This window comes from Glutamicibacter sp. AGC46 (assembly GCF_053543715.1).
This window is the reverse complement of record NZ_JBLVOJ010000025.1, coordinates 102,133-128,818: the sequence shown is the minus strand read 5'-3', so window position 1 is coordinate 128,818 and position 26,686 is coordinate 102,133. Positions and strand designations below refer to the sequence as shown.

Sequence of the window (26,686 nt, the reverse complement as noted above, 5' to 3'; positions counted from 1 at the left end):
GAAGCCGCCCCCACCTTTCGGTTAAAAGTGGGAGAATAGACCTATGGACCTCTCGCAACATGAATATCGGGTAGGGCTCGAATGGACAGGCAATCGTGGAACCGGAACGGAAAGCTACCGCAGCTACGGCCGGGACCATGTATTGCGCGCATCGGGCTTGCCAGATTTGCCGGGCACCGCGGATCCAACATTCCATGGGGATCGCGATCGCTGGAATCCAGAACAACTCCTGCTTGCTGCCCTGAGCCAATGCCACATGCTCTCGTATCTGCATGTAGCAGTTACCCACGGCGTGAATATCACGGGTTATACGGACGATGCTTCTGGAACACTGCGTCTCAATCGGGATAACAGCGGTGAATTCACCCAAGCCATCTTGCGGCCCGTCGTTTACCTTGCCGATGAATCCCAACGAGAACTTGCCGATTCGCTCCACTCCCAGGCGAACAAGGTTTGCTTCATCGCCCGGTCCGTCAACTTCCCGGTTCTCCACGAGCCGGTATCCCCTAGCTCCTCCTGAGGATTTTTACGAATGACTGAAAACCTGCCACTTGCACATGACCCGAAAAAGGATCCCTTCAGCAATCCCCTGGTTCTAGGCCGATCCAGCCAAGAATTCTTGGATGCCGCCGAAACGCCGATCGACGTTGCCGACTATCCCGGTACCTTCTACGCAGAGGTTGGCGGTCGCGAGATTTTCGCTCAGCTGACCAAGAATTTCTACAGTTCCGTTGCCGAAGACGAGGATTTCCGTCGGATGTATCCAGAGAAGGAGCTTCGGGCTGCCCAAGTTCGCCTCCAGCTGTTCCTGGAACAATACTGGGGTGGTCCGACAACGTTCTCCGAGCATCGTGGCCACCCTCGGCTCCGCATGCGTCATGCAAATTACCCGGTGAACGGCCACTACCGTGATGTCTGGCTGGGCCATATGAACAAGGCTATCGACCAGCTAGAGCTGCCAATGCTGCAGGCCGAAACCCTTCGGGACTACTTTGAGCGTGCGGCTCACTCGTTGCTGAACACTCCGGATGAACACCGGAATCTGCTCTAAGAATTTATGGACTAGAACCGCCACGGGCGAGTTCTAGTCCATATCCTTATTACTGCTTAGCCGAGCAAAGAGGCTTTGCGGACAAGGACATGCCCTCGCTCGTTACTCAGTCGAGTCCAACTGCCATTGCGGAATACTCGGCTTTGCCCGCCAGGCGCCAGGAAACCCAAGGCATGCATGGCAAATGCGGAGCCCATAGGAATCTTCAAATCTTCTCCTTGCACATCCGCAGCCCAAATTCGCTGCCGTATCTGCACAAGCACAGGCAATCCCGGGTTTTCCGGCAATGCTTGGGCGACGGCGTCGATGCCGTTTTGAGCTGAGGAAGTTAGCATGTCGTTCGCTACGGCTCCTGCATCTTCCCAGCCTGAGACCGGCACGGAGATCCCAGCCCATTTAGGGTTCTCTTCAACCGGTGGGAGCGCGAAGTCGACGGTTGACTCCCCCATGCGAGCAAGGCGATCCTGGATCGATGCCAAGGAATAGCTGGCCTTGAGATCTGCAGGCTGCGCCAAGCGATGAACTCGCATTCCGAGGATGGTATAGCCGCCTTGACCGAGGTCGGAAGGGACCAAAACAGGTACATAGACAGCCAAGGCCGTATTTCGAGCGACGAATTGGGCCGCATCATCTTCAATTGTTTTCGCCCGGCTAATAAAGTTCGCTAAGTCGCTTACTGAATTACTGTCGTCGAAAATCACCGCATCACTAGCCATATATTTATCGTCTCACGGAGCGGCAACTACGCGTGGCGACTTTGCTCATGGCGTGATGCTGCTCCGTGAAACGTATAGTTTTCCTATGAGCCCGAATCTCAACTGAAAATATTACTTTCGAGTAGCATTAAATTTGGTTTTGTTCCGCTATCGCATTCCAAGGAGCCCGCACAGTGACCGAAGACCTAGGCACCACCCAGATCCTGCTGGATCTGTTGAATCTGGATGGAGAAGACCAGGCGCGCACGGATGAGGATATCTTCATCGGCCATACCCCTGGGCAGACTCGACCTCGCGTCTTTGGCGGGCAGGTTCTGGCCCAATCGATCATGGCCGCCACGCGTACAGTTGAAGCGACCCGTGCGATCCATTCCCTGCACGGTTACTTCCTGCGTCCGGGAGACCCGAACCAGAACATCACTTTCGGCGTACAGCGCCTGCGCGATGGCCGCTCATTTTCCGCACGTCGAGTGCACGCCTACCAAAATGGCGAACCGATCCTGTCAATGATCACCTCATTCCAGGAACCGGCAAACGGCCTCGAACACCATGATCCAATGCCTGCCGGAATCCCGGATCCCGAGTCGCTTCCGACTACCGCAGATCTCGTGGGGCACCTGGACCATCCAGTGGCAAAGGAATGGGCTTTCGAACGGCCTTTCGACGTCCGGCATGTTTCGGAACCGATCTACCTTCCAGGAAATTCGGCCAAGCTTGCCGATAGTGCGGTTTGGTTGCGCACCACCTCGGCAATGCCCAATGAGCCCGCCCTGCACCGAGCTGCCTTGGCTTACGCGAGCGACTACATGCTACTTGAGCCTGCCCTGCGAGCCCATGGAGTGCCATGGGTACATCGCGGCTTGAGCATCGCCAGCCTCGATCACGCAATGTGGTGGCACCGGGATTTCCGAGTCGATGAATGGCTGCTCTACGTACTTCATTCGCCATCGGCCTCGTCGGCCCGCGGACTTGGTGCGGGAAAGTTCTACAACAAGGCAGGCGAGCTCGTCGCGACCGTCGCCCAGGAAGGCATGATCCGCCTGCCTGAGTTCGCAGAGGGGCACTAGCCCTCAATCGATAGCGCACCGCCCGCGTGGTTCATGCGTCCAGTTCAATATCGCCTGCTGGTACGGCCATACAGGCGAGGATCTGGCCCGGTGCTACGCGGGCGCTCGGCTCCAACGGGTAGGAAATCCTGCCCCTGAGCAGGCTAACGGCGCATTCGCCGCAAGAACCCGAGCGGCAAAGACTAGCCGGTTCAAGCCCTTGCTCTTCCAGCGCATCAAGCAACACTCCATTCTCCGCACTCCAGGTGAAATTCTTTTCGCTCCCACGACAAGAGACTTCTGCGGGCGGATAGTTCTCAAAAAGGCGTTCCAGATCGGTCGCCGGTGATGCGAAGGTTTCGCTGTAAATCTGCGAAGCAGAAATTCCCGCTTGCTCGCACGCCTCGAATACCATCTTGGTGAACTCTTCAGGCCCGCACACCACCACCCTGCTGCAACCGCGTAGTCGTGCTGCGATCGCAGCAGCCGCTGGCCGCCCCTCGGAGGTGTCGATGCGATCCAAGCTGATTGGCGCCTTCAGCCCGGCAGCCATCTGTTCCAGCCGGCAGTACAAGGCACTGGCTCCGCCACGTTCGACATGGATGAACCTCAGATCTTGGCTGCCATTCACCGCTGCAGCATCCCCGAGCAGCCCCAAAGCAGGAGTGATGCCAATTCCAGCGCTGACGATGGCAGTGCTGGAGCCTAGTACATTAGCCGAGGTCAGCACACCGTACGGCCCTGAGACAAGAAGTTGCTCGTCCTCCTGCAGCTGTGCTATTTTCGCTGAAGCTTCACCTTGGATGCGAACGGCGATACTAATGCCCCGGTCGCTCACCGAGGTGATGGTGTAATTTCTCCACAGCGGATCTGGCAAGTGAACCCTTAGATGCATGCCCGGTTCATACTCAGACTTAATCCATCCGTAAGGATCGTGAAGCAGCAGTTCGACTACTCCTGAGCCCAAGTCCTCGTTTCGAAGTATGGTCATGAACCGTGGAGAGATCTTCACTGGAACCAGTTCTTCGGCTTCTGTTGCTTCGTTTTCTATTTCAATTGAGGCGCCAGTCTCCAAGACCCCGGATTCCAGAACGGTTCCATAAATGCCACAGTGAACGTGGCCAAAGTGCGTTGCCAGCAAACGGGGTCCGTTGGTATCGACTTCGGTAGTATCCGGATTTACCGAGGTTGCTGAGCAACGGGCGATTGATTTGGTAATGGCAATACGGGTTTCGCCTATGCGCAGCACTTTGCCAATAAGCCCATATTCCGAGTATGCGGGCAGGCCTTCCACCACAAGGTTGCCTCGATACCGCCGGGGATCCAAGTGCACCCCGGATACTCGCGACAGCTCCGCAACCGTATTGGGGTTAATAATCGAAATGCCCGACAGTCGCGAATCGAACATTCCTTGCGGTGCAGACACCAATCTTCGCGGTTTTGGCCCCTGCGCCGGCAAGTGATTCGACAGATAGGCGCTGGCGGCATCCCTGCCATGCTGGCTACTGGCATCAAAGGTCAATGGTGCCGCACCTGTAGATGCTGGCGCGGTCATGGTGATAAGTGGAAAACTGGATTCAACTTGCCACTTTTGCAGGCTCTTGTTGTTCTTGAGAATAGTGAAGCTTAGGCAGCTCTGCCACTGCCCGTCTTGGTGCTCAATTGTGCCGTTTCCGAAGGCGACACAGCGATCGCCCTCTAGCCCGCTTCCCTTTTTGGCTGCGACCGAACTGACTGCTTCGCCTGGTAGCCCTTTAACAGGAAAGCGATATATTTGAGCAATTTTCATGATTACATTCTAGTAAGTGCCGAGTTCAGTACGGGAGTTCCAGGCGGCGCCAATCGAAGGCGCCAGAGGATATCGGAATTTCAAAACAGGTAATGTTCTGCCCCTCCGGCTACATGGACTGCTCCCCGGCATCTGCGGGTGCTTCCAATCGCCGCGCGCCCACACCTTCACGCGCCAATTGGTCTTCCGGATTCAGGAGGCTGCAGGCCTGCATCGACAGGCAGCCGCATCCAATGCATCCCATAAGCCGATCTTCTAATTCCTCGATGGCACGCCGCCTCGCTTCGAGTACTTTCTTCCATTCCTCTGTCGCGCGAAGCCAGTCTCTTTCCTCGGGGATTTTTCCCATCGGCACTGGTGCCAAAGCACGCTTGATGTCGCTGAGTGGGATGCCCAACTTACGGCCGACACTGATCAACGAGATACGACGCAGCAAGTGGCGAGGATAGCGTCGCTGATTCCCCGCTGTCCGCATGGAAACGATCAGCCCAATATCTTCGTAATAATGCAGTGCAGATCTGGCCACACCAGTGCGTTCGCTAACCTGCCCGATGCTTAGCAGCTCACGCCCGGGAAAATCTTTTTCGCAATCCCCAGATTCCGCTGTGTGAAGCATCACCACCCCTTTCCTTGACCTCAAGTTTACTTGAGGTCTTAGGGTGGAAGTATTCAAAGTTGTTGGCAAAAGCTCGGGCTTTTGCATCAGTTACTGGAGTTTTATTCCAACTCCAGGCAAAGGAGCGGCTCAGTGAGCGAATTATCAGATGGATTCCGTACAGCCTTCCGTCACCATCCTGCTGGAGTAGCAGTGATTACTGCAGCGGTCGACGGGGCATTCTACGGTTTAACTATCTCTTCCCTCGCTTCACTTTCCATTGATCCCGTTGCCGTTTCGTTCTCGCTGGCCAAAGAATCCGGCGCTGCCGGCGCTGTGCTAGCAGCACCGAGTTTCGTGATCCATATGCTCGGCGAAGACCAGCACGAGCTGGCAAATAATTTCGCGCGCCCGGGTGCCCCACGATTTACCAGCGATCAACATTTCCGGGTCTTGCCCACCGGCGAGCCACATTTCATCGAGGCTCCCGTTGCTTTCCGCGCCAGTATCCACTCCTCCATCAGCGTTGGAGGCTCCCGCCTGATTGCTGCTGAAGTCCATGCGGTACTCTTCGGGCATGCGCAACAGCAACACCTGCTTTACCAGGATCGCGAGTATCTGAAATTGTCCGGATTGCGTGCCGATTCGACGACGAGCTAATTGAACGATGCCTCCTGCGGCATAAAAATAGCCGCCACAAATGTGGCGGCTATTTTCATGCCCGTGGATTAGTCGCGGGTCAGGCGACGGTGGGTAACACGGTGCGGCTTAGCCGCGTCGGCACCCAATCGTTCAACCTTGTTGCTCTCGTAAGAGTCGAAGTTGCCTTCGAACCAGTACCAGTTCGATGGGTTCTCCTCAGTGCCCTCGTACGACAAGATGTGGGTCGCGACTCGGTCCAGGAACCAACGGTCGTGGGAGACCACTACAGCGCAACCCGGGAACTCAAGCAGCGCGTTTTCCAACGACGACAGGGTTTCAACGTCCAAGTCGTTAGTAGGCTCATCGAGCAGCAACAGGTTGCCACCCTGCTTGAGGGTCAGTGCCAGGTTCAGACGGTTGCGCTCACCACCGGAGAGAACACCTGCCTTCTTCTGCTGGTCTGGGCCCTTGAACCCGAACGCCGAAACGTAGGCACGCGATGGCATCTCAACTTGACCGACGTTGATGTAATCGAGGCCGTCAGAAACGACCTCCCACAACGACTTCTCTGGGTCGATATTTTCGCGATTCTGGTCGACATAGGAAATCTTGACCGAGTCGCCGACCTTCAGGGTGCCACCGTCAAGCTCTTCCATGCCAACGATGGTCTTGAACAGGGTCGACTTGCCGACGCCGTTGGGACCAATGACACCCACGATGCCGTTGCGCGGTAGCGAGAAGGACAGACCATCGATCAATACACGATCGCCGAATCCCTTCTTCAAGTTTTCGGCTTCGATTACCAGCTGGCCCAGGCGCGGGCCTGGCGGAATCTGGATTTCTTCGAAGTCCAGCTTGCGGGTGCGCTCGGCTTCCGCAGCCATTTCCTCGTAGCGCGCCAGACGAGCCTTCGACTTAGTCTGACGGCCCTTGGCGTTCGAACGAACCCACTCGAGTTCTTCTGCCAGACGCTTAGCAAGCTTCTGGTCTTTCTTGCCCTGAACTTCCATGCGCTCGCGCTTCTTCTCCAGGTAAGTGGAGTAGTTGCCCTCGTATGGGTGCAGGCGACCGCGGTCAACTTCACAGATCCATTCGGCGACATGGTCCAGGAAGTAGCGGTCGTGGGTTACGGCCAGCACGGCGCCCGGGTAAGATGCCAGGTGCTGTTCCAGCCACAGTACGGACTCTGCGTCCAAGTGGTTAGTAGGCTCATCGAGCAGCAGCAAGTCCGGCTTCTGCAGGAGAAGCTTGCACAGTGCTACACGTCGACGTTCACCACCGGAGAGGTGGGTAACTTTCTCGTCGCCTGGTGGGCAGCGCAGCGCGTCCATTGCCTGTTCGAGCTGATTGTCAATGTCCCAAGCGTCGGCAGCGTCAATCGCTTCCTGCAGCTTGCCCATTTCTTCCAGGAGCGTGTCGAAGTCGGCACCGTCCTGTGCCATCTCTTCCGAGATTTCGTTGAAGCGAGTGATCTTTTCATAGATCTCGCCAACACCTTCCTGGACGTTGCCCAGGACGGTCTTTTCTTCATTCAGTGGGGGTTCCTGCAGCAGGATGCCTACCGAGTAGCCCGGTGAAAGACGCGCTTCACCGTTGGAGGGAGTATCGATCCCCGCCATGATCTTTAGGATCGTTGACTTACCAGCACCGTTGGGTCCCACGACGCCAATTTTGGCACCGGGGAAGAACGACATGCTGACATTGTCAAGGATGACTTTGTCGCCAACGGCCTTGCGAGCCTTGGTCATCGTGTAAATGAATTCCGCCATGTTCTTAAGGCTAGTCTGTTGCGGGGGTCATTTCCGAATCCACACACCACTATTTTGGGTTGGTGGTGCCCGGATTCACACGAAACCCTCAAACACCACCAGAACACGCGTCTTCAGGCCGCTTCCCCATCCTCGCTTTGCCAGCTCGCTTCAGTGTCGGACGAACGTGACGGGTGCTGCACACGCTCCATTTCGCCGGTATCTGTCCGTACACGGTTGAAGGAACTCGTTCCAAAACGCAGATCGTGACCAATTGAATAAGCCTCGATATCTGCGCTATTCCCTCGCGAGCCATCTGCTCGTTCGAATTCTCGGATCTGCAACTTTCCGAAAATCATTACATGGTCGCCTTGCCCCAGGGATTCCATGGAATTCTCTCCCAGGGTACGGAACGCCGAAACCGCATACCAATTGGTCGGCCCGTCGACCCACTGCCCTGTTTCAAGATCGCGTTTTCGCTCATGCGTCGCTACTCGGAATTTCAAGATAGAAACGCCCTTGGGCGTAATGCTGAGTTGAGGTTCCGTTCCGACAATTCCGCGGATTGTCACAAGATCGCTCATTGGACTGCCTCCTATTGGATACAAATGGCAGAAGCCTTTTCTGCCATTGAATCCGATGATGGCGCACCGCAAGATCCGGTCGGACGCAAAGTCAACGGCCTGTGGATAAATCTTTAGCCCATTGAGGTTTGAATGCGCCTTTCAATAGCATGGCGGCTATGACGATTCCTGGCAAGATCCAGCCGGACCAACCCATGATTGATGCTTTTGTTGCGTCCAAAGGAACTCCCATCACCATAAACAGTGAAACCAATCCCACGCTGGCGTTGAAGGCTCCATGCGCCAAAGCCGCTGGCCATACGGAATCACTGTAGGTACGCAACCAGCCAAGGAAGGCGCCAAATACGGTACACATGCCGCACATAGCCATGACTCCCCACGCGCCCGCAGCCATCGGATAGTTGTAGCCCAGAAGCACCAATGGTGCATGCCAGATCCCCCAGACGACGCCGGATACAAGAATTGATACAAGTTGCCCATAAGGCTGCAGGCGAATCCAAAGCCATCCCCGCCAACCAATCTCCTCTCCTAAAGCAAACAAGGAATTCATGAGGCCAGCGACAACTATCAACCCCGCCTGTCCGAGAAGGTAGATTGTCGGGCCTTCCTGGCCGGAGACAACGCGCAGTACGGTGAAATTCTGCAGATCACCAGGGAAGACCCCTAGCCATGTTCCGATGAAGGGCGCTTGAAGTATGAGCCCGAGCGGAATCACATAGGACAGCACCAGTGCGATGGCAAACTTCCCCGGACGCTTGATTGGCCAGAGCCCAACCTCGGAGGTGAAGCTCGTTAGCCGGCGTTCGACAATGGCAATCACTAGAGCAGCGATGGTCGGGGTAAACATCATTGCCATGGCGATTCCTGGAAGCTTGGCATCATTTATGCCTTCTCCCATCCAAAGCGGCAACGCTACGGCCCAAGCTAAAACCACGCTTAGCACACAGAAGCACACGATGCTCAACACGCTACCGATTCTCAATTTCGGCAACTTACCTACTCCTAATCAGATGATGATCTACATTCGCTTCTCCAGCCTATCGGCCTCAAGTCGTATTTTTGGTGATCAATGAGCTAAACTATTTTCGGTTATGCCTCCGTAGCTCAGCTGGATAGAGCAAGAGCCTTCTAATCTCTAGGTCGCCGGTTCGAATCCGGCCGGGGGTACGAAATAAACCGCCGTTCACTTGGTAATACAAGTGAACGGCGGTTTTCGCATCTATCCAGATCTAGGAATTTGACCAGTGTTAGGCCTCATTTCTAGCTTGAGGCCCTTTCCGGCCGAGCCTGTCAGCCAGCCCTCGTCCTATTTGCCGGCCACTAAATAAGCACCCGCCCAAGAAAGTTCCTTCCAGCGCGTTGTACCCATGCATCCCGCCGCCCCCGAATCCAGAAGCTTCACCGGCCGCATAAAGCCCGTCAAGAACTGTTCCGTCGTATTTGAGGACTCGCCCAGATAGGTCTGTCTGCAGTCCGCCTAATGACTTTCGCGTCAGAATGTGCAGCTTCACAGCTATCAATGGCCCCGCCGCAGGATCGAGTATCCTGTGCGGAGCAACTGCTCGGGTCAAACGGTCTCCGATGTACTTTCGGGCATTGCGGATAGATTGAATTTGGCGATCTTTGCTAAATGGATTTTCAGTTTGCGAATCACGAACCATTAATTGCTGGTGAAGCCGCATCGGATCAATATGTGCTTCCGGCGCGATTGCATTCATCTTCGTCACGAGCTCCTCGACGGTAGTCGCTGAAACGAAATCCGCACCTTTGTTCAAGAAATCCGTGACCGGCCCCGGAGCACCCTTGCCAAAGAACCGGTCCTTGATAACTCCGGCTTTATCCCGATTAGTCAGATCTGGATTTTGCTCCGACCCTGACAGCGCAAACTCCTTCTCGATAATTCGCTGATTCAGCACGAACCATGAATAGTCGTACTTTCGCGCAGTGGGATCGGTGCGCAGGTATTTCAACGTGCCCAAAGTGTCGTGCCCCGGAAGGCAAGGAGGACGAAGGCGGTTCCCTTCGGCATCGAACCACATCGGGCTTGGACCGGGCAAAATTCTAATTCCATGAGCGGGCCAAATTGGGTTCCAATTCTGGATTCCCTCTGTGTAATGCCACATTCGATCGCGGTTAACAAGACGCGCCCCCACCTCCTGCGAGAGTTCAATGCCGCTGCCGTCAACATAATTCGGAACGCCGGTAATCATGCGCCCCGGCGCGATGCCGAGCCTGTCGGGCCAGAGTTTCCGAACCAGGTCCTGATTTCCGCCTATTCCCCCGGTTGCAATCACCACTGCTTCAGCCGAAAACTCGAACTCCGAAACCACGTTTCTTGACGACTGTTGCCCGCGTGGAGCGTCATCAGGCGACAAGACCTCACCGCGAACGCCGGTAACTGAACCGTCAGTGGTCACCAATCCAGTAACCCTGTGGCGGTTGAGCAACTCGGCATGTCCCGTTTGCAGTCCGTCGAGCACCCTATTCACAAATGGCATCGATACCCCGGTGCCAGTTCCCCAGGCGATGTGAAATCTGGGTACAGAATTCCCATGCCCTTCGGCGCGACCATCGCCGCGCTCTGCCCAGCCCACAACTGGAGTCAGATCTATGCCTTTTTGCTTGATCCAGGACCGTTTTTCAGTAGCTGCGAACTCCACGTAGGCTTTGGCCCAACGTTGCGCCCACAGGTCCTCATCGTCCAACCGGTCAAATTGTGCACTATGCTGCCAATCCGACCAGGCAAGGTCAAAAGAATCACGAACTCCCAAGCGGCGCTGTTCAGGAGTATCAACGAGAAACAGTCCCCCAAAAGACCAGTAAGCCTGGCCGCCGAGATTACCCCTGTTTTCCTGATCCAGGATTCGGACTCTCAGTCCTGCATCAAGTGCCTCGGACGCTGCAACCAGCCCGGCCAATCCAGCACCCACGATGATCACTCCGCATTGTTCGGAACTCAACTTCACGATCCCACCTCTGCACGCAAGAAATTTACGAGTTTTCATCTCGAGCGTACTTCCCGGTGGGCAATGCCACCATACCCGTATTTTCCGCAAAGAAATCTGCTGACTAGCGAGAACTTTCGTTCTTCACCACCGTTTCTTTTCCTGGTCCGGCCGTCGAATCTGTGAATGTCATGATCGTGAGCCGTGCAGCGGCGCATAATCACTCAGAATCCCGACTGAACAGTAACTTATCCCCCTAATTTGAGATAAACTCTAGGAATTGTAGAAATCGAAAGGGACAGTGCCCGATGACCCAACTGGTCGCCCACCTCGCGCGACAGAGAATCACGGAACGCACCAGCATCAATCTAATATTCCTTCTTGCAGGATTATCTTTTGCGACTTGGGCAGGCCGCCTCTCCATTATCGACGCTGTTTTCGATTTCTCTGGCTTGAACCTCGGATCGTTCTTGATTTGCAGCACCATCGGAACTTTGCTCGGAATCTCCCTTATTCCGTCGGTGAGCAAATTCGTTCCAACACGCCGCCTGTTGTGCTGTTTGCCCATCGGATTAGCAGCATGCTTGGTCGTACTGGGCATAGCCATTTCGATAACCGAGGAAGCCACTCTTGCCTACGTAGCCCTGTTCTTTTATGGGCTTACTTTTGGCTGTTTGGACATCATGATGAACGTCAGCGGCGCACAGGTTGAACGTCGTGTCGGCCGCAGCATCATGCCTTCCCTTCATGGGTTCTTCAGCCTGGGAACCCTAATTGGCGCCGGGGTGGCAACAGCAACCATTTCCTTGAATATCTCGAGCCTTTGGCACTTCTCGTTTGTCGCGGTCATCATTCTTCTTCTCGCTTACGTTGCCCATCGAGGTATTACCTGCTGGGAAAACGAAAATTTGGTTCCAATCAACAAGGATGTCCCCCAGAACCGAATTCAATCAACGCACAAAATGGGACTCTTGCTGCTGCTTGGCATAATGGTCGCCGGTTTAAGTTTCAGCGAGGGTGCGGCCAATGATTGGATTGCCGTTACTTCGGTTGACGGGCACGGTTTCAAGCATCAAATTGGCGCGCTCATGTTCACCTTGTTCGTCGCAGCAATGACGCTGGGACGCTTTGTCGGCGGTCGCCTTGTGGACCGCTTCGGCACGAAAAATACACTCCTGATCATGGGAATTATCGGCCTTCTCGGCGTCGGCTTGTTCATCACCGGCACAAGTCCCTCCCTAGTAGGCCTCGGTGCAGCATTGTGGGGCCTCGGTAGCTCGCTCGGCTTCCCCTTGGGCATGAGCATCGCTGCTTCCCGAGGAGAACGCCTGGGTCCAAAAGCGGTGAGCATCGTCAGTGCGTTTGGATATGGAGCAATGCTTGGCGGTCCGCCATTTATTGGTTTCGTCGTCGATACCTTGAAGTTGCCTCAGGCCTTATGGATTTGCGCGGTAGTTCTGATTATTTCGTTGTCCTTGACGCCGGCGGTAACCCGCAACCGGAAGCCGTCCGACAAGACGTCCTAGACGGGCAGAACCGCACGCTCCTTGATGTTTCGCATGACTATGGTGCTCGTCAATTTTTCCACGCCCGGTAGATCAACTAGGACCTCGTCGTATACACGCTGGTAATGCGGCAGATCCTTGGCAAAGACTCGCAATAGGAAGTCTGGCTCGCCGAAAAGGCGCTGCGCATCAACTATTAGCTCTTCCCTCTCTACTGCTAATTCAAAATGCTTAAGCTGCGCTCTGTCTTTCAACGTGACGAAAACCAGGGCCTCGAATCCCAGTCCAACCTTCTCCGGGTCAATCACCGCTTGGTAGCCGCTGATGACTCCCCTGCGCTCAAGATCTTTGATCCGGCGATGGCAGGGAGCCACCGATAGCCCAACTTTTGCAGCTACCGCGGTAGCGCTCATCCGTCCGTCATTCTGCAACTCGGCCAAGATCGCACGGTCTAGTTCATCCATGAAATCAGACTACAGCACAAATAATTTGCGCCATTTAACGCCAGAGCAATTTTTTCTTGCCGAAGGGCCGGGTATCCCCAAAGAATCGGCAAGCACATTTCACGATTTTTTCCTTACTGTTATCAGAGCACAGGTTTCTAGATTTGGAGAAGCAATGGATCTCTCGCAGTTCACCGGGTTCCTCTTGGTATCGGTGACGTTGGCGTGCACGCCCGGCGCCGACTGGGCGTACATCATTTCCTCTGCACTGGGCAAAACCAGCTATCGCCCAGCCGTATGGGGATTGCTCTCGGGATACCTGGTTCATACTGCATTGCTGGTGTGCGGAATTGCGGCCCTGGTCGCGAGTTCCCCGTCACTTCTCCTCTGGCTCACGGCAGCCGGATCGGTCTATCTGCTGTGGCTAGGCATTGCGACCCTGCGTTCCGGCAGGAACGCCAGGTTCTTTGATGCCAATGCTCCATCTACCTCCGAAATTGAAGCACTCGATGGCGATTACCCTCGGAGCAATCCCGAACCTACCGATAGCACCGTCGCGCTGTTGGACAAGGTCCGGCATCGATCGCTACGCGGCCAATTCCTCAAGGGCCTGCTCACCAGCGGCACTAACCCCAAGGCACTACTGCTGTATGTGGCCCTCATCCCGCAGTACCTGGATTCATCCCTGGATCTTCCGCTCTCCCTGCAAACCGGCGCTCTTGGGCTTACTCATTTCGCGGTATCGATCCTCGTGTACTTCTCCGTTGCATTGGCTGCCAGGGTGCTGCTTCGCTCCCGGCCCATGGCGGCACGCATCGTAACCATGTGCTCCGGAACCATAATGATCCTCTTGGCCCTGGGCTTGGTCTACGAACAATTCTTCGTTGCATAAGAATTTATTGAACACTGATCAAGACAATTGAACGGTGATCAAGTATGCTCTTAATCGATGGCTCTTCGGTCATCTGTAACGCAAGCATGAATGGCTGTCCGATCATGGAGCCCGCCGTTCAAGCTACGAACCTTGCGCTGGAGCACTCGTGGAACTACCCCCAATTCGATTTGAGAATGTCACTGTCCGCTTTGAAGAGCGCGATGTCCTCAAAGATGTGCGCTTGACTCTCAACGAACAGCGCATCGGCATTATCGGGGCAAACGGTGCTGGGAAGAGTACGCTCTCCCGGCTCATCAATGGCCTCGTTTTGCCTACTGAAGGATCCGTGCACGTTGGCGACCTGAACACTCGGAACCATGCAAAGCAGATCCGCCGCGATGTGGGTTTTGTCTTCCAGAATCCTGCAAATCAAATCATCATGCCGCTGGTCTATGAAGACATTGCGTTCGGACTGAAGAATTTGCAAATTCCCAAAGCAGAGCGCCAATTGCGCGTGCATGAGATACTGGCAGAGCTCAACATCTCGCATCTGGCAGATCGCGAAAGCCACACTCTTTCCGGCGGCGAGCAGCAAATGGTCGCACTCGCTTCCGTCCTTGCCATGCGGCCACGAACCATTGTTTTCGATGAACCCACTACGATGCTGGATCTGCGCAATCGACTTGCTTTCCAACGCGAAATTGCCAAGCTGGCACAACGTGCAATTGTGGTGACGCACGATTTAGAAATACTTGAAGATTTCGACCGCGTTCTCGTGGTCACCGACGGAGCTATCGAATTCGATGGCCGACCGGAAGAAGCAATCGCCCATTACCGCCAATGGAGCCACGCATGATCGCGTCCAAGAATACTTCGTATCTAGCGCGTGTTAAGCCGGGATGGAAATTCGGGACATTGCTGGTTCTGAGCATCGGGCTTTACTTGATTAGCTCGTGGCAGGTCTTGCTGCCCCTGTTCATTCTCAGTGCGATACTGCTGCTTTCGGCTAGGGTCTACCTCAAGCAGCTGCGCATGCCACTGTTCTCATTGGCCATGATTCTCGGCATCGTCTTCATTCTTCTCGGCCTGCAAACCGATTGGGCCAACGCCGTGGTCTCGGTCCTGCGGCTGCTGACCATGTGCCTGATGGCCTACGCCGTCAGCCTCACCACAAGCTTTGACGCGATGCTCGAGCTCTTCCAACAGGTTGCCTCTCCATTACGATTCCTTGGAGCTAATCCAGCGCAAATCGCATTGGGATTGTCCATGACAATACGGTTCATTCCGGAGTTGAAAAAGGTATACCTCGAAGTCCGCGAAGCCCAGCATGCTCGGGGTCTGGGCAACAATCCGTTGGCCGTGAGTGTCCCATTAGTTATCAGATCACTAAAAATCGCTGACGAGACAGCCGAAGCGTTAGACGCCCGCGGCTACGATTCAGCACCTTACCGACGCTAAGCGCATCAGCTACTTCCATCTCGCTCGCACTTCCAAGGAAACACAATGCCAACTCGCACCGACTCAACTTCGCAAACTCGCAATACGGTATACGTCGCAGTCTTTGCCGCCATGATCGCGGCCATGGGGCTCCTTCCCCCTATTACATTGGGGATCATCCCGGTACCCATTACCCTGCAAACCCTGGGTGTCATGCTGGCCGGCGCCTTATTGGGACCTTGGCGAGGTTCGTTGGCCTCACTGGTTGTCGTAGTCCTGTCTTTGGCAGGGCTGCCCTTGTTGGCTGGTGGGCGTGGTGGGCTTGGAGTCCTGTTCGGGCCGACCGGCGGATATCTCATTGGATGGATTTTCGGCTCACTCGTTATTGGAGCCCTCTTCAAATACTGGGTTCTGCGCAACGAAAACAAGGTCGCCCGATTCATGTCCGGACTGGCCTCGGCTCTCGTTGGCGGAATCGTCGTCATCTATCTGTTTGGCGTTCCGTGGACCGCTGCTGTTACCGGGCTTGATCTGGGCACATCCTTGCTGGGGTCTCTCGGATTCCTGCCCGGGGACGTCCTCAAAGCCGTAGTCGCCACCCTGGTGGCCCTGACCGTGCACCGTAGCTACCGCGGGTTGATGAAGTAGCTCGATGGAACTGTGGCAGGCACTGGCAAGGTGGGCCAATCAACGACCGGATCATCTTGCCCTGCTCACGGTTGAAAGCCGGCTGACTTATGCGCAGTTGGCCAGCAGAAGCGGTGCTCTGGCCAAGCGGCTAGAATCCGTTCCAGGCAATCGGATCGCTGTGCACACCAGCGATCCGATTGAGATGGCCATCGCTTTTTATGCGATCGCGCGCAGTGGCAAGACATTGGTGGTGATTGACCCTGCTTGGCCCGGAAATCTGGCCACTTCCATGGCAACCGCTCTTCAATGCGATTTCGTGCTTGAATCGACGGTTCCGCGGCCTTTGCCCGGCGTCCCAAGATTCGCCTTGCCGCCCGAGCCACCCGAGCCCGGTGAATACATTGCGCCCGCGACCAAGACTCATTGCGCTGAAGACCTGCTGATCATTTGTACTTCTGGAAGCTCATCGCGTCCCAAGGCTGTGCTCCGGAGTGCTGCATCGTGGGAAGCATCCCTGAGTGCCGGTGCCACGATCTTGGGCGCTTCGCCAGATGATTCCACTCTTTGCCCGAGTCCCATTTCCCACGGTCTGGGCCTCTACGCGATGGTCGAGTCCCTGCATACTGGCGGCACCTTCGTGGCTTCCGGAAAATGGGATCAAAAGGGCGTTGCATCATTGCTGGCGCGCGTCAGCTGCACCCGTATCGTCAGCGTACCGACAATTCTAGGCAAGGTGCTGGCCCTGGATGACCCGGCACGGTTCTCCAGCCTGCGATTGGTCATCAGCGGAGGGGAATCCCTGGACCAGGAGACCATGCAAACTCTTCACCAGATGGCTCCCTCGGCGCGCTGCGTTGAATATTTCGGGAGCAGCGAGCACAGCCTCATCGCGTATCGCGAGCGACTGGCCAACCATCCGCGAACTCCCTATTTCGACGGTCAGCTGTTTCCCGGGGTGCAGGCTCACACCCATGAGGCAACGCCGGGTTCAGGCTTTGGCTCGCTCTATATCGATAGCCCGTTCAACGCCAAGGGGTACGACCTTAGCTCGGACTCTGTCATCGCTCGGTGCGGCACAGCAATCGGCATTGGTGATCAGGCGAAGCTCCTGGGTTCAAATCGCATCGTCCTGTCCCGTCGCAACGACGGGATGATGAATCTCAACGGAAACAATATCCACCCGGGCGAAGTGGGCGCAGCGCTTAATGCCGAGGGGCTGGCCAATGCCGTAGTGCGGATCGATGCATCGAGCGCACCAGCCAGGTTGCTGGCCTACACGGTTTCGCCACCCCGCAATCCGTCCGCTCTTCTCACCGGCCTGCAGAAGCATTTGCCCCAGTACAAGATCCCGCACCAAATCATCTACTTGCGATCGTGGCCCGAGACCTTCAGCGGAAAATTGAATGCCTCGGCTTTGGACTTCCAGGATCTGAACATTGAACGGAGCGACTGGCTCAGATGAATGACGCCTTCATTATCAATGCAGCACGCACGCCCATCGTTAGAGCAGGCAAGGAGTATTCCCGCATTACCGCAGACCAACTGCTGGCTCGGGTGATCAACGCGCTAATAGATCGAAGCGGCATCTCCCCTGCGGATGTAGACCACGTATTTGCCGGCAATGCGGCGGGACCGGGCGGAAATATAGCGCGAGTGTCTGCTTTGGCGTCGGTGCTGCCCAAGACCGTCAGCGCGACCAGCATCGATGCCCAATGCGCCAGTGGACTGGACGCAATTGCCGCCGCTGCGCGGATGATACGTTGCGGTGAAGCGCATGTCGTGGTGGCCGGTGGCGTGGAGTCGGTGAGTACCGCGCCATGGCGGGTTGAAAAGCAAACCTCCGTAATCCAGCCTCCGCGCCTCTACTCGCGTGCCCGATTCACTCCAGAGCGAGACCCGGACCCCGAAATGGGCGAAGCTGCGGAGAATATTGCCCAGTCCTACGGCATTGCACAAGAGCGGCAAGATTCTTTCGCATTGCAGAGCCACCAACGTGCGCTGCGCGCTCAAGCGGCTGGACTCTTTGATCGCGAGCTTGTCACCGTGGATACAAGCAACGGGCAAGTAGCGGCCGACACCTGCCCCAGGCCCGGACTGACACTTCGCAAGCTCGCTGCGCTCAAGCCGGCATTCCTACCCGGTGGCACCGTGACTGCGGGAAACTCCTGCCCGATTAACGATGGTGCAGCCGCGGTAATCTTGGTGAGCGAACAAATGCGCCAGAGACTGAACCCAACCTTCGCAATGCGCTACCTTGCTTCTGCTTCAGGTGCTTGCGATCCCGGCATTCTCGGCATGGCGGCGGTACCGGCGTACCGCAAGCTCATCGGCCTGCTGCCATCCGCTGCTGCTTCCAGCACTCCACTGATCGAGTTCAACGAAGCCTTTGCGGTCCAGGCCCTGGCATGCCTCGATGAGCTAGGGATCACCGAGGTGACGGTGAACCAGGGTGGCGGGGCCTTGGCGTTGGGACACCCCTACGGTGCTAGCGGCGCGATTCTTGCGACTCGGCTGTTCTGGCAGGCCAACCAGGCACGGATACCTGGGCAAAGGGCGATCGCGCTCATGGCCGCCGCGGGTGGCACCGGAAGCGCGGTTGCTTTCGAGTCAGTACCGCATTGAGCCCTTGGGGCATTGGCCTAGATGTTGAACCCCAAGGCCTGCATCTGATTCCGGCCGTCGACAAGGTTCTTCAGCACTTCATCAATCTGCGCTTCGAGTAGATCGGTCAGCGGGCAGGCAGGCGTCGTCAACGTCAAGTCGATTTCCAGGACTGAATCGCCGTCGAAACACCGTCCGTAAAGCAGGCCCAGGCCAACAATGTTGACTCCCAGCTCGAGGTCATTCACGTCCTTGGGTGCTTCGTCGATTTCTGCGATCGGCCACGTTGCGCTCTCATGTGCACCATTTGCGGCTTCGGACATGCGCTGCTCCCCGATTCTGCCCCGGGTACCCCTTTCCCTTTCGGCTCTTCCACGAGATACCAGAAGGAATGCAGGCCCCTCGGGCGTTAACGAACAGAACCGCTCACCCCCGTAGGGAGCAAGCGGTTCTGCTTGAAACAGCCTAAATTAGATGTTGAAGCCCAGGGCTCGCATCTGATCGCGACCGTCATCGGTGATTCGTTCTGGACCCCAAGGCGGCATCCAGACCCAGTTCAAACGGTGGTCGTCCACAACGCTCTCCAGCGCCTGGCCGACCTGCTCTTCGATAATATCGGTGAGCGGGCAAGCGGCGGTTGTCAGTGTGAGGTCCAGCAAGAGTACGCCGTCATCCGCGTACTTCAGGCCGTACAGCAAACCCAGGTCGACAATATTGACACCCAGTTCAGGGTCAATGACGTCCTTGAGCGCTTCCTCAACGTCTTCCAGAGGAGTCGTAGCGGCTCCCGTGCTCTGTTCGGTCGATTCGCTCATGATTGTAACCTTAGGCCTTGACGTTCAGGTAACGGTCGTAGCCTTCTTCTTCCAGACGGTCAGCCAGTTCCGGGCCGCCCTGTTCTGCAACTCGGCCATCCACGAACACGTGCACGAATTCTGGCTTGATGTAGCGCAGGATGCGGGTGTAGTGGGTGATGAGCAGGGTGCCCATTTCGTTCTCGTCCTGTGCGCGGTTAACGCCCTCGGAGACAACCTTCAGAGCGTCGACGTCCAGGCCGGAGTCGGTCTCGTCCAGCACTGCGAACTTGGGCTTGAACAGTTCCAGCTGCAGGATCTCGACGCGCTTCTTCTCGCCACCGGAGAAGCCTTCGTTGACGTTACGGCCAGCGAAGTCGGCATCGATCTTCAGCTTGCTCATAGCTTCCTTGACGTCCTTGGTCCAAGTACGAAGCTTTGGAGCTTCGCCGTCGATGGCGGTCTTGGCGGTACGCAGGAAGTTGGTCATGGTTACGCCTGGTACCTCTACCGGGTACTGCATAGCCAGGAACAGGCCAGCCTTGGCGCGCTCGTCGACGCTCATCTCCAGGACATCTTCACCATCGAGGGTGATGGAGCCGGAGGTGACGTTGTAGCGCGGGTGGCCAGCGATGGTCGAAGCCAAGGTCGACTTGCCCGAGCCGTTAGGGCCCATGATTGCGTGGGTTTCGCCGGTCTTGATGGTCAGGGTTACACCCTTGAGAATTTCCTTCTCGCCCTGCTCGGTGTCAATCGAGACGTGCAGGTCCTTGATTTCCAGAGTAGACATACGTCGTTCCGTTTCTTTCTAAAAAGCGCTAAGGCTAAAAAGCTGGTGAAGCGAGCACTACCTAGTTCTCGGTAGCAGCCAATTCTTCTTCGATGGTGTCGGTCAGTCGCTCCTGCAGAGCCTCATCGCCGATCTGCTGAACGATTTCGTTCAGGAATCCGCGAACTACCAAGCGGCGTGCGGTCTTTTCATCGATGCCGCGAGCCATCAGGTAGAAGAGGTGCTCATCGTCGAAGCGGCCGGTGGTCGATGCGTGGCCAGCACCATCGATCAGACCGGTTTCGATTTCAAGGTTCGGAACCGAATCAGCGCGGGCGCCATCGGTCAGAACCAGGTTGCGGTTGGCTTCGTAGGAGTCGGTACCAACAGCAGCCTTCTGGATCAGCACATCGCCAACCCACACGGTGTGTGCGTCCTTGCCCTGCAGCGCACCCTTGTACAGCACGTTCGACTTGCAGTTGGCCACAGCGTGGTCAACGAACAAGCGGTGCTCCAGGTGCTGGCCGGCATCTGCGAAGTACAAGCCGTAGAGCTCGATCTCAGCGCGTTCGCCGGTGAAGCGAGCCGACGGGTTCACGCGAACCAGGTCGCCACCGAAGGAAACAACAATGTGCTTGAACGAAGCGCCAGCAGCTACCAGCGCCTGCTGCGAGGAAGCGTGAACGGCGTCATCTTCCCAAGCCTGCAGGGAGATCACGGTCAAGCGGGCGTTGGCCTGGACGTCGAACTCGACGTTCTGTGCCAGCACTGCCGAACCGACGTGGTCCAGCACAACAGTAGCCTCGGAATTTTCCTCGGCAACAACGATGAGGTGCTGAGCCGCCGCTGCCAGCGACTCGCCGGTGATGCGCAGGGTTGCGTTGGCACCTTCGGCGTTCTTCGGGATCGTCACAACGTGGGTCTCGGAAGCGAACTTCCAAGCGTTGGCCGACACGCGGTCATCCGGGGTATGCGCAACACCGTTCAGCGCGTCGCCAGCCGGAACAACCGACAGCTTGGCGATTCCGTTGCCGGCGAGCTCTATCTTCGGAGCCGCGCCGGTGAGGTCATCGCTGTGCAGGCCCTTCAGGCGCTTGAGCGGGGTGAAGCGCCAGTCCTCTTCACGACCGGTCAGTTTGGCGAAGTCATCTACATTGGTGCTGGTCAGTCGACCGGCACGCGATGAATCGGGAACTCCAACTCCGCCGCCGTGGCTGTGCGCCTTGGTGGAGGCACCGGCCAGCGGCGAGCTGTCGTTGTCGTTGATCGGCGAAAGGTCTTCGCCCTCTTCGGTGAAACCAGGAATCGATGGTGCGCCGATGCGCGCCTTCTCTGCTGGGATATGGGTGGTGGTCTCCGACATTCTTAGCCGACCGATCCTTCCATCTGAAGTTCAATAAGGCGGTTCAGTTCCAGCGCGTACTCCATAGGCAGCTCGCGTGCGATTGGCTCAACGAAGCCGCGCACGATCATTGCCATGGCCTCGTCCTCGGCCATGCCGCGGGACATCAGGTAGAACAGCTGCTCTTCGGAAACGCGCGAGACGGTCGCCTCGTGGCCCATGGTTACGTCGTCCTCGCGGACGTCGATGTACGGGTAGGTATCCGAACGCGAGATCTGGTCGACCAGCAACGCGTCGCAGACCACCGAGTTCTTGGTGCCCTTGGCGCCTTCCTGGACCTGGACCAGGCCGCGGTAAGCCGAGCGGCCACCGTTACGAGCCACCGACTTGGCCACAATGGCCGAAGAGGTGTTCGGAGCGATGTGGACCATCTTGGATCCGGTGTCCTGGTGCTGGCCCTCGCCGGCGAAGGCGATGGACAGGGTCTCACCCTTGGCGCGTTCGCCAACGAGGTAAACGGCTGGGTACTTCATGGTGACCTTCGAGCCGATGTTGCCATCGACCCATTCCATGGTGGCGCCTTCTTCGCAGACGGCACGCTTGGTCACCAGGTTGTAGACGTTGTTCGACCAGTTCTGGATCGTGGTGTAGCGAACGCGGGCGTCCTTCTTCACGATGATTTCCACAACGGCAGAGTGCAGCGAATCCGACTGGTAGATCGGTGCGGTGCAACCCTCGATGTAGTGAACGTAGGAGCCCTCATCAGCGATGATCAGGGTGCGTTCGAACTGGCCCATGTTTTCCGTGTTGATGCGGAAGTAAGCCTGCAGCGGGATCTCCACGTGTACGCCCTTCGGGACGTACACGAACGAGCCGCCGGACCACACGGCAGTGTTCAGCGAAGCGAACTTGTTGTCGCCCGCTGGAATGACCGAGCCGAAGTACTCCTGGAAGATCTCCGGGTGTTCCTTCAGTCCAGTGTCGGTGTCAAGGAAGATGACGCCCTGGGCTTCAAGGTCTTCACGCAGCTGGTGGTAGACAACCTCGGACTCGTACTGGGCGGCAACGCCGGACACCAGACGCTGCTTTTCAGCCTCTGGAATACCCAACTTGTCGTAGGTGTTCTTGATGTCTTCTGGAAGTTCTTCCCAGGAGGTCGCCTGCTTCTCGGTGGAACGCACGAAGTACTTGATGTTGTCGAAATCAATACCCGAGAGGTCTGGACCCCAGGTAGGCATTGGCTTGCGATCGAAGTACTTCAGCGCCTTCTGGCGACGCTCCAGCATCCATTCTGGCTCGGACTTCAGGGCGGAAATATTCGCCACTACGTCCTTGTCGACGCCACGGCGCGCATTTGCACCCGCGTCGTTCTTGTCTGACCAGCCGTATTCGTAATTGCCGATTCCGTGGAGTTCGGGGTTCTTCTCCAGAATTTCGGAAATTACACCCGGGTCGGCAGACTCCTGTGCAATCTGATCCGTCATCGCGGCCTCTCCTGCTTCGTGAACTGAATTCGAGTTCTTTTCTCAGCGCGCATTGGCGCCTTTTCACGCCCCACAGGGATGTGGGTCGTGCACACGTGTCCTCCACCGGCCAAGGTCGACAGTCGTCGGACGTCGACGCCTAGCAAGCGGGCGAACATTTCCGTTTCCATGTCGCAAAACACTGGAAACTCTCGTGCCAAGTCTTGTATCGGGCAGTGTCCCTGGCATAGCTGCATGCTATGCATCAGGGCAGTTGCCACTTTGGTATCCACTTTTCGGGTGTATCCCACGAATCCATCTGCACTGAGCAAATTGCCCAGCACCTCGGCTCGTGCTTCCAGCCCTTCAACGCCGACCAGCGCCTTGGCGTATCGGTCTTCCATTGATGCGAAGCGGTTACGCGCAAACTTGCGAATCGCGTCCTCTCCGGCCGCATCGCCGAGCATCTTCAATGCGTCGGAAGCAATCTCCAGGTAATCGTTGCCCAACTTCGTCTGCCCGCGGTGCGAAAGCACGTAGCGACGCGACGGACGTCCAGCACCGGTTTTCTGGTTGGCTACCAGTTTCACCTCTACGAGTCCCGATTTTGAGAGCGCGTCGAGGTGACGGCGGACCGCAGCAGGCGTGAAGCCCAGCTTGCTTCCAAGCTCGGCAGCACTGACCGGCCCGTCCTCGAGTACTGCGTACAGGACGCGGTCGCGCGTACGCTCCTCGGTATCCCCAACTGCGCCAACTGTCGCGGCAGTGGAGCCACTAGCTGATTCTGAATTTGATGAATACACAACACAATCATGCGTAAATTTTTGCTCTAGGTCTAGTAAGGAAGGACTTACTAAGGACATGCTTGCCCGACTAGTGCGTTACTTGAATCGAACCTCTGACACTCCCATTGTCCCGCCCACCTCAACGGAACTCGAGGGTTGGTGACAAAACACTCAGCTCAGCCAGTTCGACATGTCGTAGAATGTTTCAGTGTCTTCTGTAACTCCCAGCCTTGTCATCAACGAGCTGGCTAAAGATTTAGGTCCAGTCCCCGCCTTGGACAATCGCATGTTGCGAGTCCTGGAGTCGGTGTCCCTAAAAGCTTATCCGGGTCAGGTCACCACGCTTTTAGGAGCTAACGGAGCCGGCAAATCCACGACCCTCGCTTGTGCCCAGGGGCTGCTTCAGCCCGAAGGCGGAACCGTCGAACTCCTGGGCCAGAACCCCTTCGGCGACAATCCCGAATTGCGTTCCCGCGTCGGAGTCATGCTCCAAGACGGAGGGTTGCCACCCTCAATGCGACCGGTTCCGCTCTTGAGGCACGTCGCTTCCCTCTATCAGAAGCCCATTGATATTGATGCGTTGATCACACGGTTGGATCTCGAATCATTTGGCACCCGCACGATCCGCCGTCTCTCTGGTGGCCAGAAGCAGCGCGTCGCCTTGGCCCTGGCGCTGGCCGGAGATCCGGAAGTGCTCTTCCTCGATGAACCAAGTGCTGGGCTGGATCCGCAGTCCCGCCAGGTAGTCTTCGACCTCATTGCCGAACTTCGCGATGCAGGAAAGGCCATCATCCTCACCACCCACCTCATGGATGACGCGCAACGCCTCAGCGACTACGTCTACATCATCGACAAGGGCTGCACCGTGGCGCAAGGCACCGTGGCCGAGCTGACGGCCCGCGCTGCCGAAGACCAGGACACCCGCCCGGTGTCCTTCTCCGCCCCAGCAGGGCTGCGCCTACCTGAACCACCGGCAGGACTGCACCTGGAGGAGACCGGAGCCGGCCAATACCGGCTCGACGGGGTCAACTCCCCCGAACACTTGAACTGGCTAACCCATTGGTGGCTCCAGGAGGGCATTTTGCCAACCGAGCTCAACTTGCAGTCACGAAGCCTCGAAGACGTTTTCCTTGAAATCGCACAGAAGGAGGGAAGGGCATGAGCCAAACACAGGCACGCTCCAATGCTGTCTCGCCACTGCGCCGAATCCTGAACCAGGGTAAATACGAATCCATCCAGATGCTCAGCAATGGCGAACAGCTCATTCTCGCTGTTGTCATGCCGCTCATTGCGCTCTTCGTGCTCACCCTGACCGATCTGGTCAAGGATGTCGCAGACCGCAGCATTGATGCCGCCGTTCCTGGCGTCTTGGCCTTGTGCGTCATTTCGACGGCTTTCACCGGGCAGGGAATTGGCACCGGATTTGACCGCCGCTATGGCGTGCTGACCATGTTCTCCACTACGCCGCTGGGGAAAACCGGACTGATTTTCGGCAAGGTCATTGCCGTGCTGTCGGTCCTGCTGATCCAGGTCGTCTTAATCTGCTCTGTCTCCTTGTTGTTCCTGGACTGGCATCCGAACCCTTGGGGCATTGCTCCGGCTATACTCTTCCTGCTCTTGGGCGCAGCCGCGTTTACCGCGCTAGGCCTGCTGATTGCCGGCACCGTCCGCCCTGAAGCGACGTTGGCGATCACCAACCTTGCCTGGATCCTGCTGGCCGGTGCCGGCGGTGTCCTCTACCCCTTGAGCATGGCCCCTGATTGGGCCCAGCCAACCCTGAATGCGCTGCCATCGGCAGCGCTGGGCGATGCCATGCGCGATGCCCTGATCCACGGCCAGTTCAGCATTGCCGGCCTTATCTTCTTGATCCTTTGGTCAGCAGTTGGCTCCTTTGCAGCCATCAAGCTGTTCAAATGGAGCTGACCACCACCCAAATTCCGAAAAGGGAGATTTCAATGTCTTCAGCCCAAGCCACCCAGAGCTGGGCCGATAAACTGCCCACGAAGGTCACTCGCCTCGTGCATGGTCTCGCGATCGCATCCCTGATCTCGCAGATTGGCATTATCGTCACCGGTGGAGCCGTACGCTTGACGAATTCGGGCCTCGGCTGCTCCCACTGGCCCAATTGCGTTCCCGGTTCGATGACCCCTGTCCCGGAAATGGGCATCCATGGAATCATCGAGTTCGGCAACCGCCTGCTGACCTTTGTCCTGCTGGTCATCGCTGTCGCGTTCCTGATCTCCATCTGGAAGATGCGCCCTACCCACCGCACCCTGTTCAAGCTGTCCATCGGCTTGCTCGCCGGCATCGCGTTGCAGGCACTCATCGGAGCCATCACCGTGTGGACCGGACTGAACGCTTGGGTCGTTTCGGTGCACTTCCTGATTTCCGGCGCACTGGTCATCATGGCAACATTCCAGGTGAACCGCACCGCCAAGGAACTGAAGAACCGCAAGTTCGATCAGAGCAGCAAGTCGATCCGCCAGCTCTCCTTCGCCGCATGGATCTTCTCCCTGCTCGCAGTGGCATTCGGAACTATCGTGACCGGCACCGGACCGCATGCAGGCGATGCCGATGCCCCGCGCCACTTGTTCGATCCGCTGCTGGTAACCCGCATGCATACTGCTCCGGTGTACTTGCTCGTTGCCGCAACCATCGTGGTGCTGATTCTGGCCTACAAGCAGGGCGGAAACATCCAGCTTCGCATCGCCATCTGGTGGCTTGTCGCGGCAATTGCGGTCCAGGCAGCAATTGGCTACATCCAGCATTTCAATGGGCTGCCAGTCGCCCTGGTACTCTCCCACATGCTCGGCGCGAGCTTGCTGCTTGCCGCCTCCGCAAACGTCTGGGATCGGGCTGCCATCCTTCCGGAATACCAGCGCAACGATTCCTAGAATCCTGAGTAAATGACTGGGGGTTTGGTGCAC

29 protein-coding genes and 1 tRNA gene are annotated in these 26,686 nt (G+C 56.8%); 16 read left to right on the top strand and 14 right to left on the bottom strand.

All coding sequences use genetic code 11. From position 1 onward, the window contains the following. The first annotated feature begins 43 nt into the window (after positions 1-43). Complete coding sequence (locus tag ACNPM8_RS15580; protein ID WP_332486839.1) at positions 44-520, top strand: OsmC family protein; 477 nt, start codon at positions 44-46, stop codon at positions 518-520. 12 nt (positions 521-532) lie between these two features. Then, positions 533-1,051 carry a globin gene (locus ACNPM8_RS15575; protein WP_448940160.1) on the top strand — a complete coding sequence of 173 codons (519 nt, stop codon included), beginning with the start codon at positions 533-535 and terminating at the stop codon, positions 1,049-1,051. A 56-nt stretch (positions 1,052-1,107) separates the two neighbouring features. Here ACNPM8_RS15575 and ACNPM8_RS15570 read toward each other — a convergent pair whose 3' ends face one another. Further along, positions 1,108-1,767, bottom strand: coding sequence for a hypothetical protein (locus ACNPM8_RS15570; RefSeq protein ID WP_332486837.1), 660 nt, complete (start codon positions 1,765-1,767; stop codon positions 1,108-1,110). Between the two features lie 173 nt (positions 1,768-1,940). Between ACNPM8_RS15570 and ACNPM8_RS15565 the strand changes: the two genes are divergently transcribed. Then, entirely contained in the window at positions 1,941-2,834 is an 894-nt protein-coding gene (locus ACNPM8_RS15565) for an acyl-CoA thioesterase (protein ID WP_105659197.1), read from the top strand. 31 nt (positions 2,835-2,865) lie between these two features. On the opposite strand, the gene ACNPM8_RS15560 is transcribed toward ACNPM8_RS15565, so the two are convergent. Next, positions 2,866-4,602, bottom strand: coding sequence for an MOSC domain-containing protein (locus ACNPM8_RS15560; RefSeq protein ID WP_332486833.1), 1,737 nt, complete (start codon positions 4,600-4,602; stop codon positions 2,866-2,868). A gap of 109 nt (positions 4,603-4,711) precedes the next feature. Beyond that, positions 4,712-5,218 carry a redox-sensitive transcriptional activator SoxR gene (gene soxR / locus ACNPM8_RS15555; protein ID WP_400342489.1) on the bottom strand — a complete coding sequence of 169 codons (507 nt, stop codon included), beginning with the start codon at positions 5,216-5,218 and terminating at the stop codon, positions 4,712-4,714. 132 nt (positions 5,219-5,350) lie between these two features. Here soxR and ACNPM8_RS15550 point away from each other — a divergent pair, with 132 nt between their 5' ends. Further along, positions 5,351-5,857 carry a flavin reductase family protein gene (locus ACNPM8_RS15550; protein ID WP_166650788.1) on the top strand — a complete coding sequence of 169 codons (507 nt, stop codon included), beginning with the start codon at positions 5,351-5,353 and terminating at the stop codon, positions 5,855-5,857. A gap of 68 nt (positions 5,858-5,925) precedes the next feature. Here the strand turns inward: ACNPM8_RS15550 and ettA are convergent, their stop codons facing one another. The 3 genes from ettA to ACNPM8_RS15535 all read right to left on the bottom strand — a co-directional run bounded on the left by ettA (position 5,926) and on the right by ACNPM8_RS15535 (position 9,027). Beyond that, positions 5,926-7,608, bottom strand: coding sequence for an energy-dependent translational throttle protein EttA (gene ettA, locus ACNPM8_RS15545; RefSeq protein ID WP_448940159.1), 1,683 nt, complete (start codon positions 7,606-7,608; stop codon positions 5,926-5,928). Positions 7,609-7,721: 113 nt separating this feature from the next. After that, entirely contained in the window at positions 7,722-8,171 is a 450-nt protein-coding gene (locus ACNPM8_RS15540) for a single-stranded DNA-binding protein (protein WP_400342453.1), read from the bottom strand. Between the two features lie 91 nt (positions 8,172-8,262). Next, the gene (locus tag ACNPM8_RS15535) at positions 8,263-9,027 is read right to left on the bottom strand and encodes a CPBP family intramembrane glutamic endopeptidase (protein WP_448940158.1); all 765 of its coding nucleotides are present in this window, start codon (positions 9,025-9,027) and stop codon (positions 8,263-8,265) included. Between ACNPM8_RS15535 and ACNPM8_RS15530 the strand changes: the two genes are divergently transcribed. Together ACNPM8_RS15530 and ACNPM8_RS15525 are read left to right on the top strand one after the other, a co-directional pair. Then, the gene (locus tag ACNPM8_RS15530; protein ID WP_448940157.1) at positions 9,026-9,244 is read left to right on the top strand and encodes a hypothetical protein; all 219 of its coding nucleotides are present in this window, start codon (positions 9,026-9,028) and stop codon (positions 9,242-9,244) included. The genes ACNPM8_RS15535 and ACNPM8_RS15530 overlap by 2 nt on opposite strands. Before the next feature lie 20 nt (positions 9,245-9,264). Then, a tRNA-Arg gene (locus ACNPM8_RS15525) sits at positions 9,265-9,338 on the top strand. An 80-nt stretch (positions 9,339-9,418) separates the two neighbouring features. Here the strand turns inward: ACNPM8_RS15525 and ACNPM8_RS15520 are convergent. Then, positions 9,419-11,131, bottom strand: coding sequence for an FAD-binding dehydrogenase (locus tag ACNPM8_RS15520; RefSeq protein WP_286134578.1), 1,713 nt, complete (start codon positions 11,129-11,131; stop codon positions 9,419-9,421). A gap of 293 nt (positions 11,132-11,424) precedes the next feature. Here ACNPM8_RS15520 and ACNPM8_RS15515 point away from each other — a divergent pair, with 293 nt between their 5' ends. Then, positions 11,425-12,642 carry an MFS transporter gene (locus ACNPM8_RS15515; RefSeq protein ID WP_105659215.1) on the top strand — a complete coding sequence of 406 codons (1,218 nt, stop codon included), beginning with the start codon at positions 11,425-11,427 and terminating at the stop codon, positions 12,640-12,642. On the opposite strand, the gene ACNPM8_RS15510 is transcribed toward ACNPM8_RS15515, so the two are convergent. Next, positions 12,639-13,085, bottom strand: coding sequence for an Lrp/AsnC family transcriptional regulator (locus ACNPM8_RS15510; protein ID WP_105659214.1), 447 nt, complete (start codon positions 13,083-13,085; stop codon positions 12,639-12,641). The genes ACNPM8_RS15515 and ACNPM8_RS15510 overlap by 4 nt on opposite strands. Positions 13,086-13,239: 154 nt before the next feature. Between ACNPM8_RS15510 and ACNPM8_RS15505 the strand changes: the two genes are divergently transcribed. From ACNPM8_RS15505 to ACNPM8_RS15480, 6 genes are all read left to right on the top strand, one after another. Beyond that, positions 13,240-13,956 (top strand): LysE family translocator, encoded by a 717-nt coding sequence (locus ACNPM8_RS15505; protein WP_448940156.1) that lies wholly within the window; start codon positions 13,240-13,242, stop codon positions 13,954-13,956. A 148-nt stretch (positions 13,957-14,104) separates the two neighbouring features. Beyond that, positions 14,105-14,794 (top strand): energy-coupling factor ABC transporter ATP-binding protein, encoded by a 690-nt coding sequence (locus ACNPM8_RS15500; RefSeq protein ID WP_448940155.1) that lies wholly within the window; start codon positions 14,105-14,107, stop codon positions 14,792-14,794. After that, positions 14,791-15,396 carry an energy-coupling factor transporter transmembrane component T family protein gene (locus ACNPM8_RS15495; protein WP_400342456.1) on the top strand — a complete coding sequence of 202 codons (606 nt, stop codon included), beginning with the start codon at positions 14,791-14,793 and terminating at the stop codon, positions 15,394-15,396. Before ACNPM8_RS15500 ends, ACNPM8_RS15495 begins: the two co-directional genes overlap by 4 nt. A 45-nt stretch (positions 15,397-15,441) precedes the next feature. Continuing rightward, positions 15,442-16,023 carry a biotin transporter BioY gene (locus ACNPM8_RS15490; RefSeq protein ID WP_332728176.1) on the top strand — a complete coding sequence of 194 codons (582 nt, stop codon included), beginning with the start codon at positions 15,442-15,444 and terminating at the stop codon, positions 16,021-16,023. Between the two features lie 4 nt (positions 16,024-16,027). Next, positions 16,028-17,467, top strand: coding sequence for a class I adenylate-forming enzyme family protein (locus ACNPM8_RS15485; protein ID WP_448940154.1), 1,440 nt, complete (start codon positions 16,028-16,030; stop codon positions 17,465-17,467). Beyond that, a complete protein-coding gene (locus tag ACNPM8_RS15480; RefSeq protein WP_400342458.1) occupies positions 17,464-18,627 on the top strand; it encodes a thiolase family protein in 1,164 nt (387 codons plus the stop codon). The genes ACNPM8_RS15485 and ACNPM8_RS15480 overlap by 4 nt, the downstream gene beginning before the upstream one ends. Positions 18,628-18,644: 17 nt before the next feature. On the opposite strand, the gene ACNPM8_RS15475 is transcribed toward ACNPM8_RS15480, so the two are convergent. The 6 genes from ACNPM8_RS15475 to ACNPM8_RS15450 all read right to left on the bottom strand — a co-directional run bounded on the left by ACNPM8_RS15475 (position 18,645) and on the right by ACNPM8_RS15450 (position 23,777). After that, positions 18,645-18,929 carry a metal-sulfur cluster assembly factor gene (locus ACNPM8_RS15475; RefSeq protein WP_105656642.1) on the bottom strand — a complete coding sequence of 95 codons (285 nt, stop codon included), beginning with the start codon at positions 18,927-18,929 and terminating at the stop codon, positions 18,645-18,647. Positions 18,930-19,076: 147 nt separating this feature from the next. Then, on the bottom strand, positions 19,077-19,421 hold the full coding sequence (locus tag ACNPM8_RS15470) for a metal-sulfur cluster assembly factor (protein ID WP_133834193.1): 345 nt from the start codon (positions 19,419-19,421) through the stop codon (positions 19,077-19,079). A 10-nt stretch (positions 19,422-19,431) separates the two neighbouring features. Beyond that, positions 19,432-20,190, bottom strand: coding sequence for a Fe-S cluster assembly ATPase SufC (sufC, locus tag ACNPM8_RS15465; RefSeq protein WP_105656644.1), 759 nt, complete (start codon positions 20,188-20,190; stop codon positions 19,432-19,434). A gap of 61 nt (positions 20,191-20,251) precedes the next feature. Next, a complete protein-coding gene (gene sufD / locus ACNPM8_RS15460) occupies positions 20,252-21,532 on the bottom strand; it encodes a Fe-S cluster assembly protein SufD (protein WP_133834194.1) in 1,281 nt (426 codons plus the stop codon). Positions 21,533-21,534: 2 nt separating this feature from the next. After that, a complete protein-coding gene (gene sufB / locus ACNPM8_RS15455; RefSeq protein WP_133834195.1) occupies positions 21,535-22,995 on the bottom strand; it encodes a Fe-S cluster assembly protein SufB in 1,461 nt (486 codons plus the stop codon). After that, a complete protein-coding gene (locus tag ACNPM8_RS15450) occupies positions 22,992-23,777 on the bottom strand; it encodes a helix-turn-helix transcriptional regulator (protein WP_448940153.1) in 786 nt (261 codons plus the stop codon). Before ACNPM8_RS15450 ends, sufB begins: the two co-directional genes overlap by 4 nt. 190 nt (positions 23,778-23,967) lie before the next feature. Between ACNPM8_RS15450 and ACNPM8_RS15445 the strand changes: the two genes are divergently transcribed. The 3 genes from ACNPM8_RS15445 to ACNPM8_RS15435 are packed head-to-tail and all read left to right on the top strand — an operon-like array spanning position 23,968 to position 26,653. Continuing rightward, positions 23,968-24,921 carry an ABC transporter ATP-binding protein gene (locus tag ACNPM8_RS15445; RefSeq protein ID WP_133834196.1) on the top strand — a complete coding sequence of 318 codons (954 nt, stop codon included), beginning with the start codon at positions 23,968-23,970 and terminating at the stop codon, positions 24,919-24,921. Continuing rightward, entirely contained in the window at positions 24,918-25,682 is a 765-nt protein-coding gene (locus tag ACNPM8_RS15440; RefSeq protein WP_105656649.1) for an ABC transporter permease, read from the top strand. Before ACNPM8_RS15445 ends, ACNPM8_RS15440 begins: the two co-directional genes overlap by 4 nt. Positions 25,683-25,714: 32 nt before the next feature. Then, complete coding sequence (locus tag ACNPM8_RS15435; RefSeq protein ID WP_105656845.1) at positions 25,715-26,653, top strand: COX15/CtaA family protein; 939 nt, start codon at positions 25,715-25,717, stop codon at positions 26,651-26,653. Positions 26,654-26,686: the final 33 nt, after the last annotated feature.

Coding starts and splice junctions, on each gene's coding strand:
- ACNPM8_RS15580 (WP_332486839.1), top strand. CDS start 44: ATGGACCTCTCGCAACATGAATATCGGGTAGGGCTCGAATGGACAGGC.
- ACNPM8_RS15575 (WP_448940160.1), top strand. CDS start 533: ATGACTGAAAACCTGCCACTTGCACATGACCCGAAAAAGGATCCCTTC.
- ACNPM8_RS15570 (WP_332486837.1), bottom strand. CDS start 1,767: ATGGCTAGTGATGCGGTGATTTTCGACGACAGTAATTCAGTAAGCGAC.
- ACNPM8_RS15560 (WP_332486833.1), bottom strand. CDS start 4,602: ATGAAAATTGCTCAAATATATCGCTTTCCTGTTAAAGGGCTACCAGGC.
- soxR (WP_400342489.1), bottom strand. CDS start 5,218: ATGCTTCACACAGCGGAATCTGGGGATTGCGAAAAAGATTTTCCCGGG.
- ettA (WP_448940159.1), bottom strand. CDS start 7,608: ATGGCGGAATTCATTTACACGATGACCAAGGCTCGCAAGGCCGTTGGC.
- ACNPM8_RS15540 (WP_400342453.1), bottom strand. CDS start 8,171: ATGAGCGATCTTGTGACAATCCGCGGAATTGTCGGAACGGAACCTCAA.
- ACNPM8_RS15530 (WP_448940157.1), top strand. CDS start 9,026: ATGGCGATTCCTGGAAGCTTGGCATCATTTATGCCTTCTCCCATCCAA.
- ACNPM8_RS15535 (WP_448940158.1), bottom strand. CDS start 9,027: ATGGCAATGATGTTTACCCCGACCATCGCTGCTCTAGTGATTGCCATT.
- ACNPM8_RS15515 (WP_105659215.1), top strand. CDS start 11,425: ATGACCCAACTGGTCGCCCACCTCGCGCGACAGAGAATCACGGAACGC.
- ACNPM8_RS15510 (WP_105659214.1), bottom strand. CDS start 13,085: ATGGATGAACTAGACCGTGCGATCTTGGCCGAGTTGCAGAATGACGGA.
- ACNPM8_RS15505 (WP_448940156.1), top strand. CDS start 13,240: ATGGATCTCTCGCAGTTCACCGGGTTCCTCTTGGTATCGGTGACGTTG.
- ACNPM8_RS15495 (WP_400342456.1), top strand. CDS start 14,791: ATGATCGCGTCCAAGAATACTTCGTATCTAGCGCGTGTTAAGCCGGGA.
- ACNPM8_RS15490 (WP_332728176.1), top strand. CDS start 15,442: ATGCCAACTCGCACCGACTCAACTTCGCAAACTCGCAATACGGTATAC.
- ACNPM8_RS15485 (WP_448940154.1), top strand. CDS start 16,028: ATGGAACTGTGGCAGGCACTGGCAAGGTGGGCCAATCAACGACCGGAT.
- ACNPM8_RS15480 (WP_400342458.1), top strand. CDS start 17,464: ATGAATGACGCCTTCATTATCAATGCAGCACGCACGCCCATCGTTAGA.
- ACNPM8_RS15475 (WP_105656642.1), bottom strand. CDS start 18,929: ATGTCCGAAGCCGCAAATGGTGCACATGAGAGCGCAACGTGGCCGATC.
- ACNPM8_RS15470 (WP_133834193.1), bottom strand. CDS start 19,421: ATGAGCGAATCGACCGAACAGAGCACGGGAGCCGCTACGACTCCTCTG.
- sufC (WP_105656644.1), bottom strand. CDS start 20,190: ATGTCTACTCTGGAAATCAAGGACCTGCACGTCTCGATTGACACCGAG.
- sufD (WP_133834194.1), bottom strand. CDS start 21,532: ATGTCGGAGACCACCACCCATATCCCAGCAGAGAAGGCGCGCATCGGC.
- sufB (WP_133834195.1), bottom strand. CDS start 22,995: ATGACGGATCAGATTGCACAGGAGTCTGCCGACCCGGGTGTAATTTCC.
- ACNPM8_RS15440 (WP_105656649.1), top strand. CDS start 24,918: ATGAGCCAAACACAGGCACGCTCCAATGCTGTCTCGCCACTGCGCCGA.
- ACNPM8_RS15435 (WP_105656845.1), top strand. CDS start 25,715: ATGTCTTCAGCCCAAGCCACCCAGAGCTGGGCCGATAAACTGCCCACG.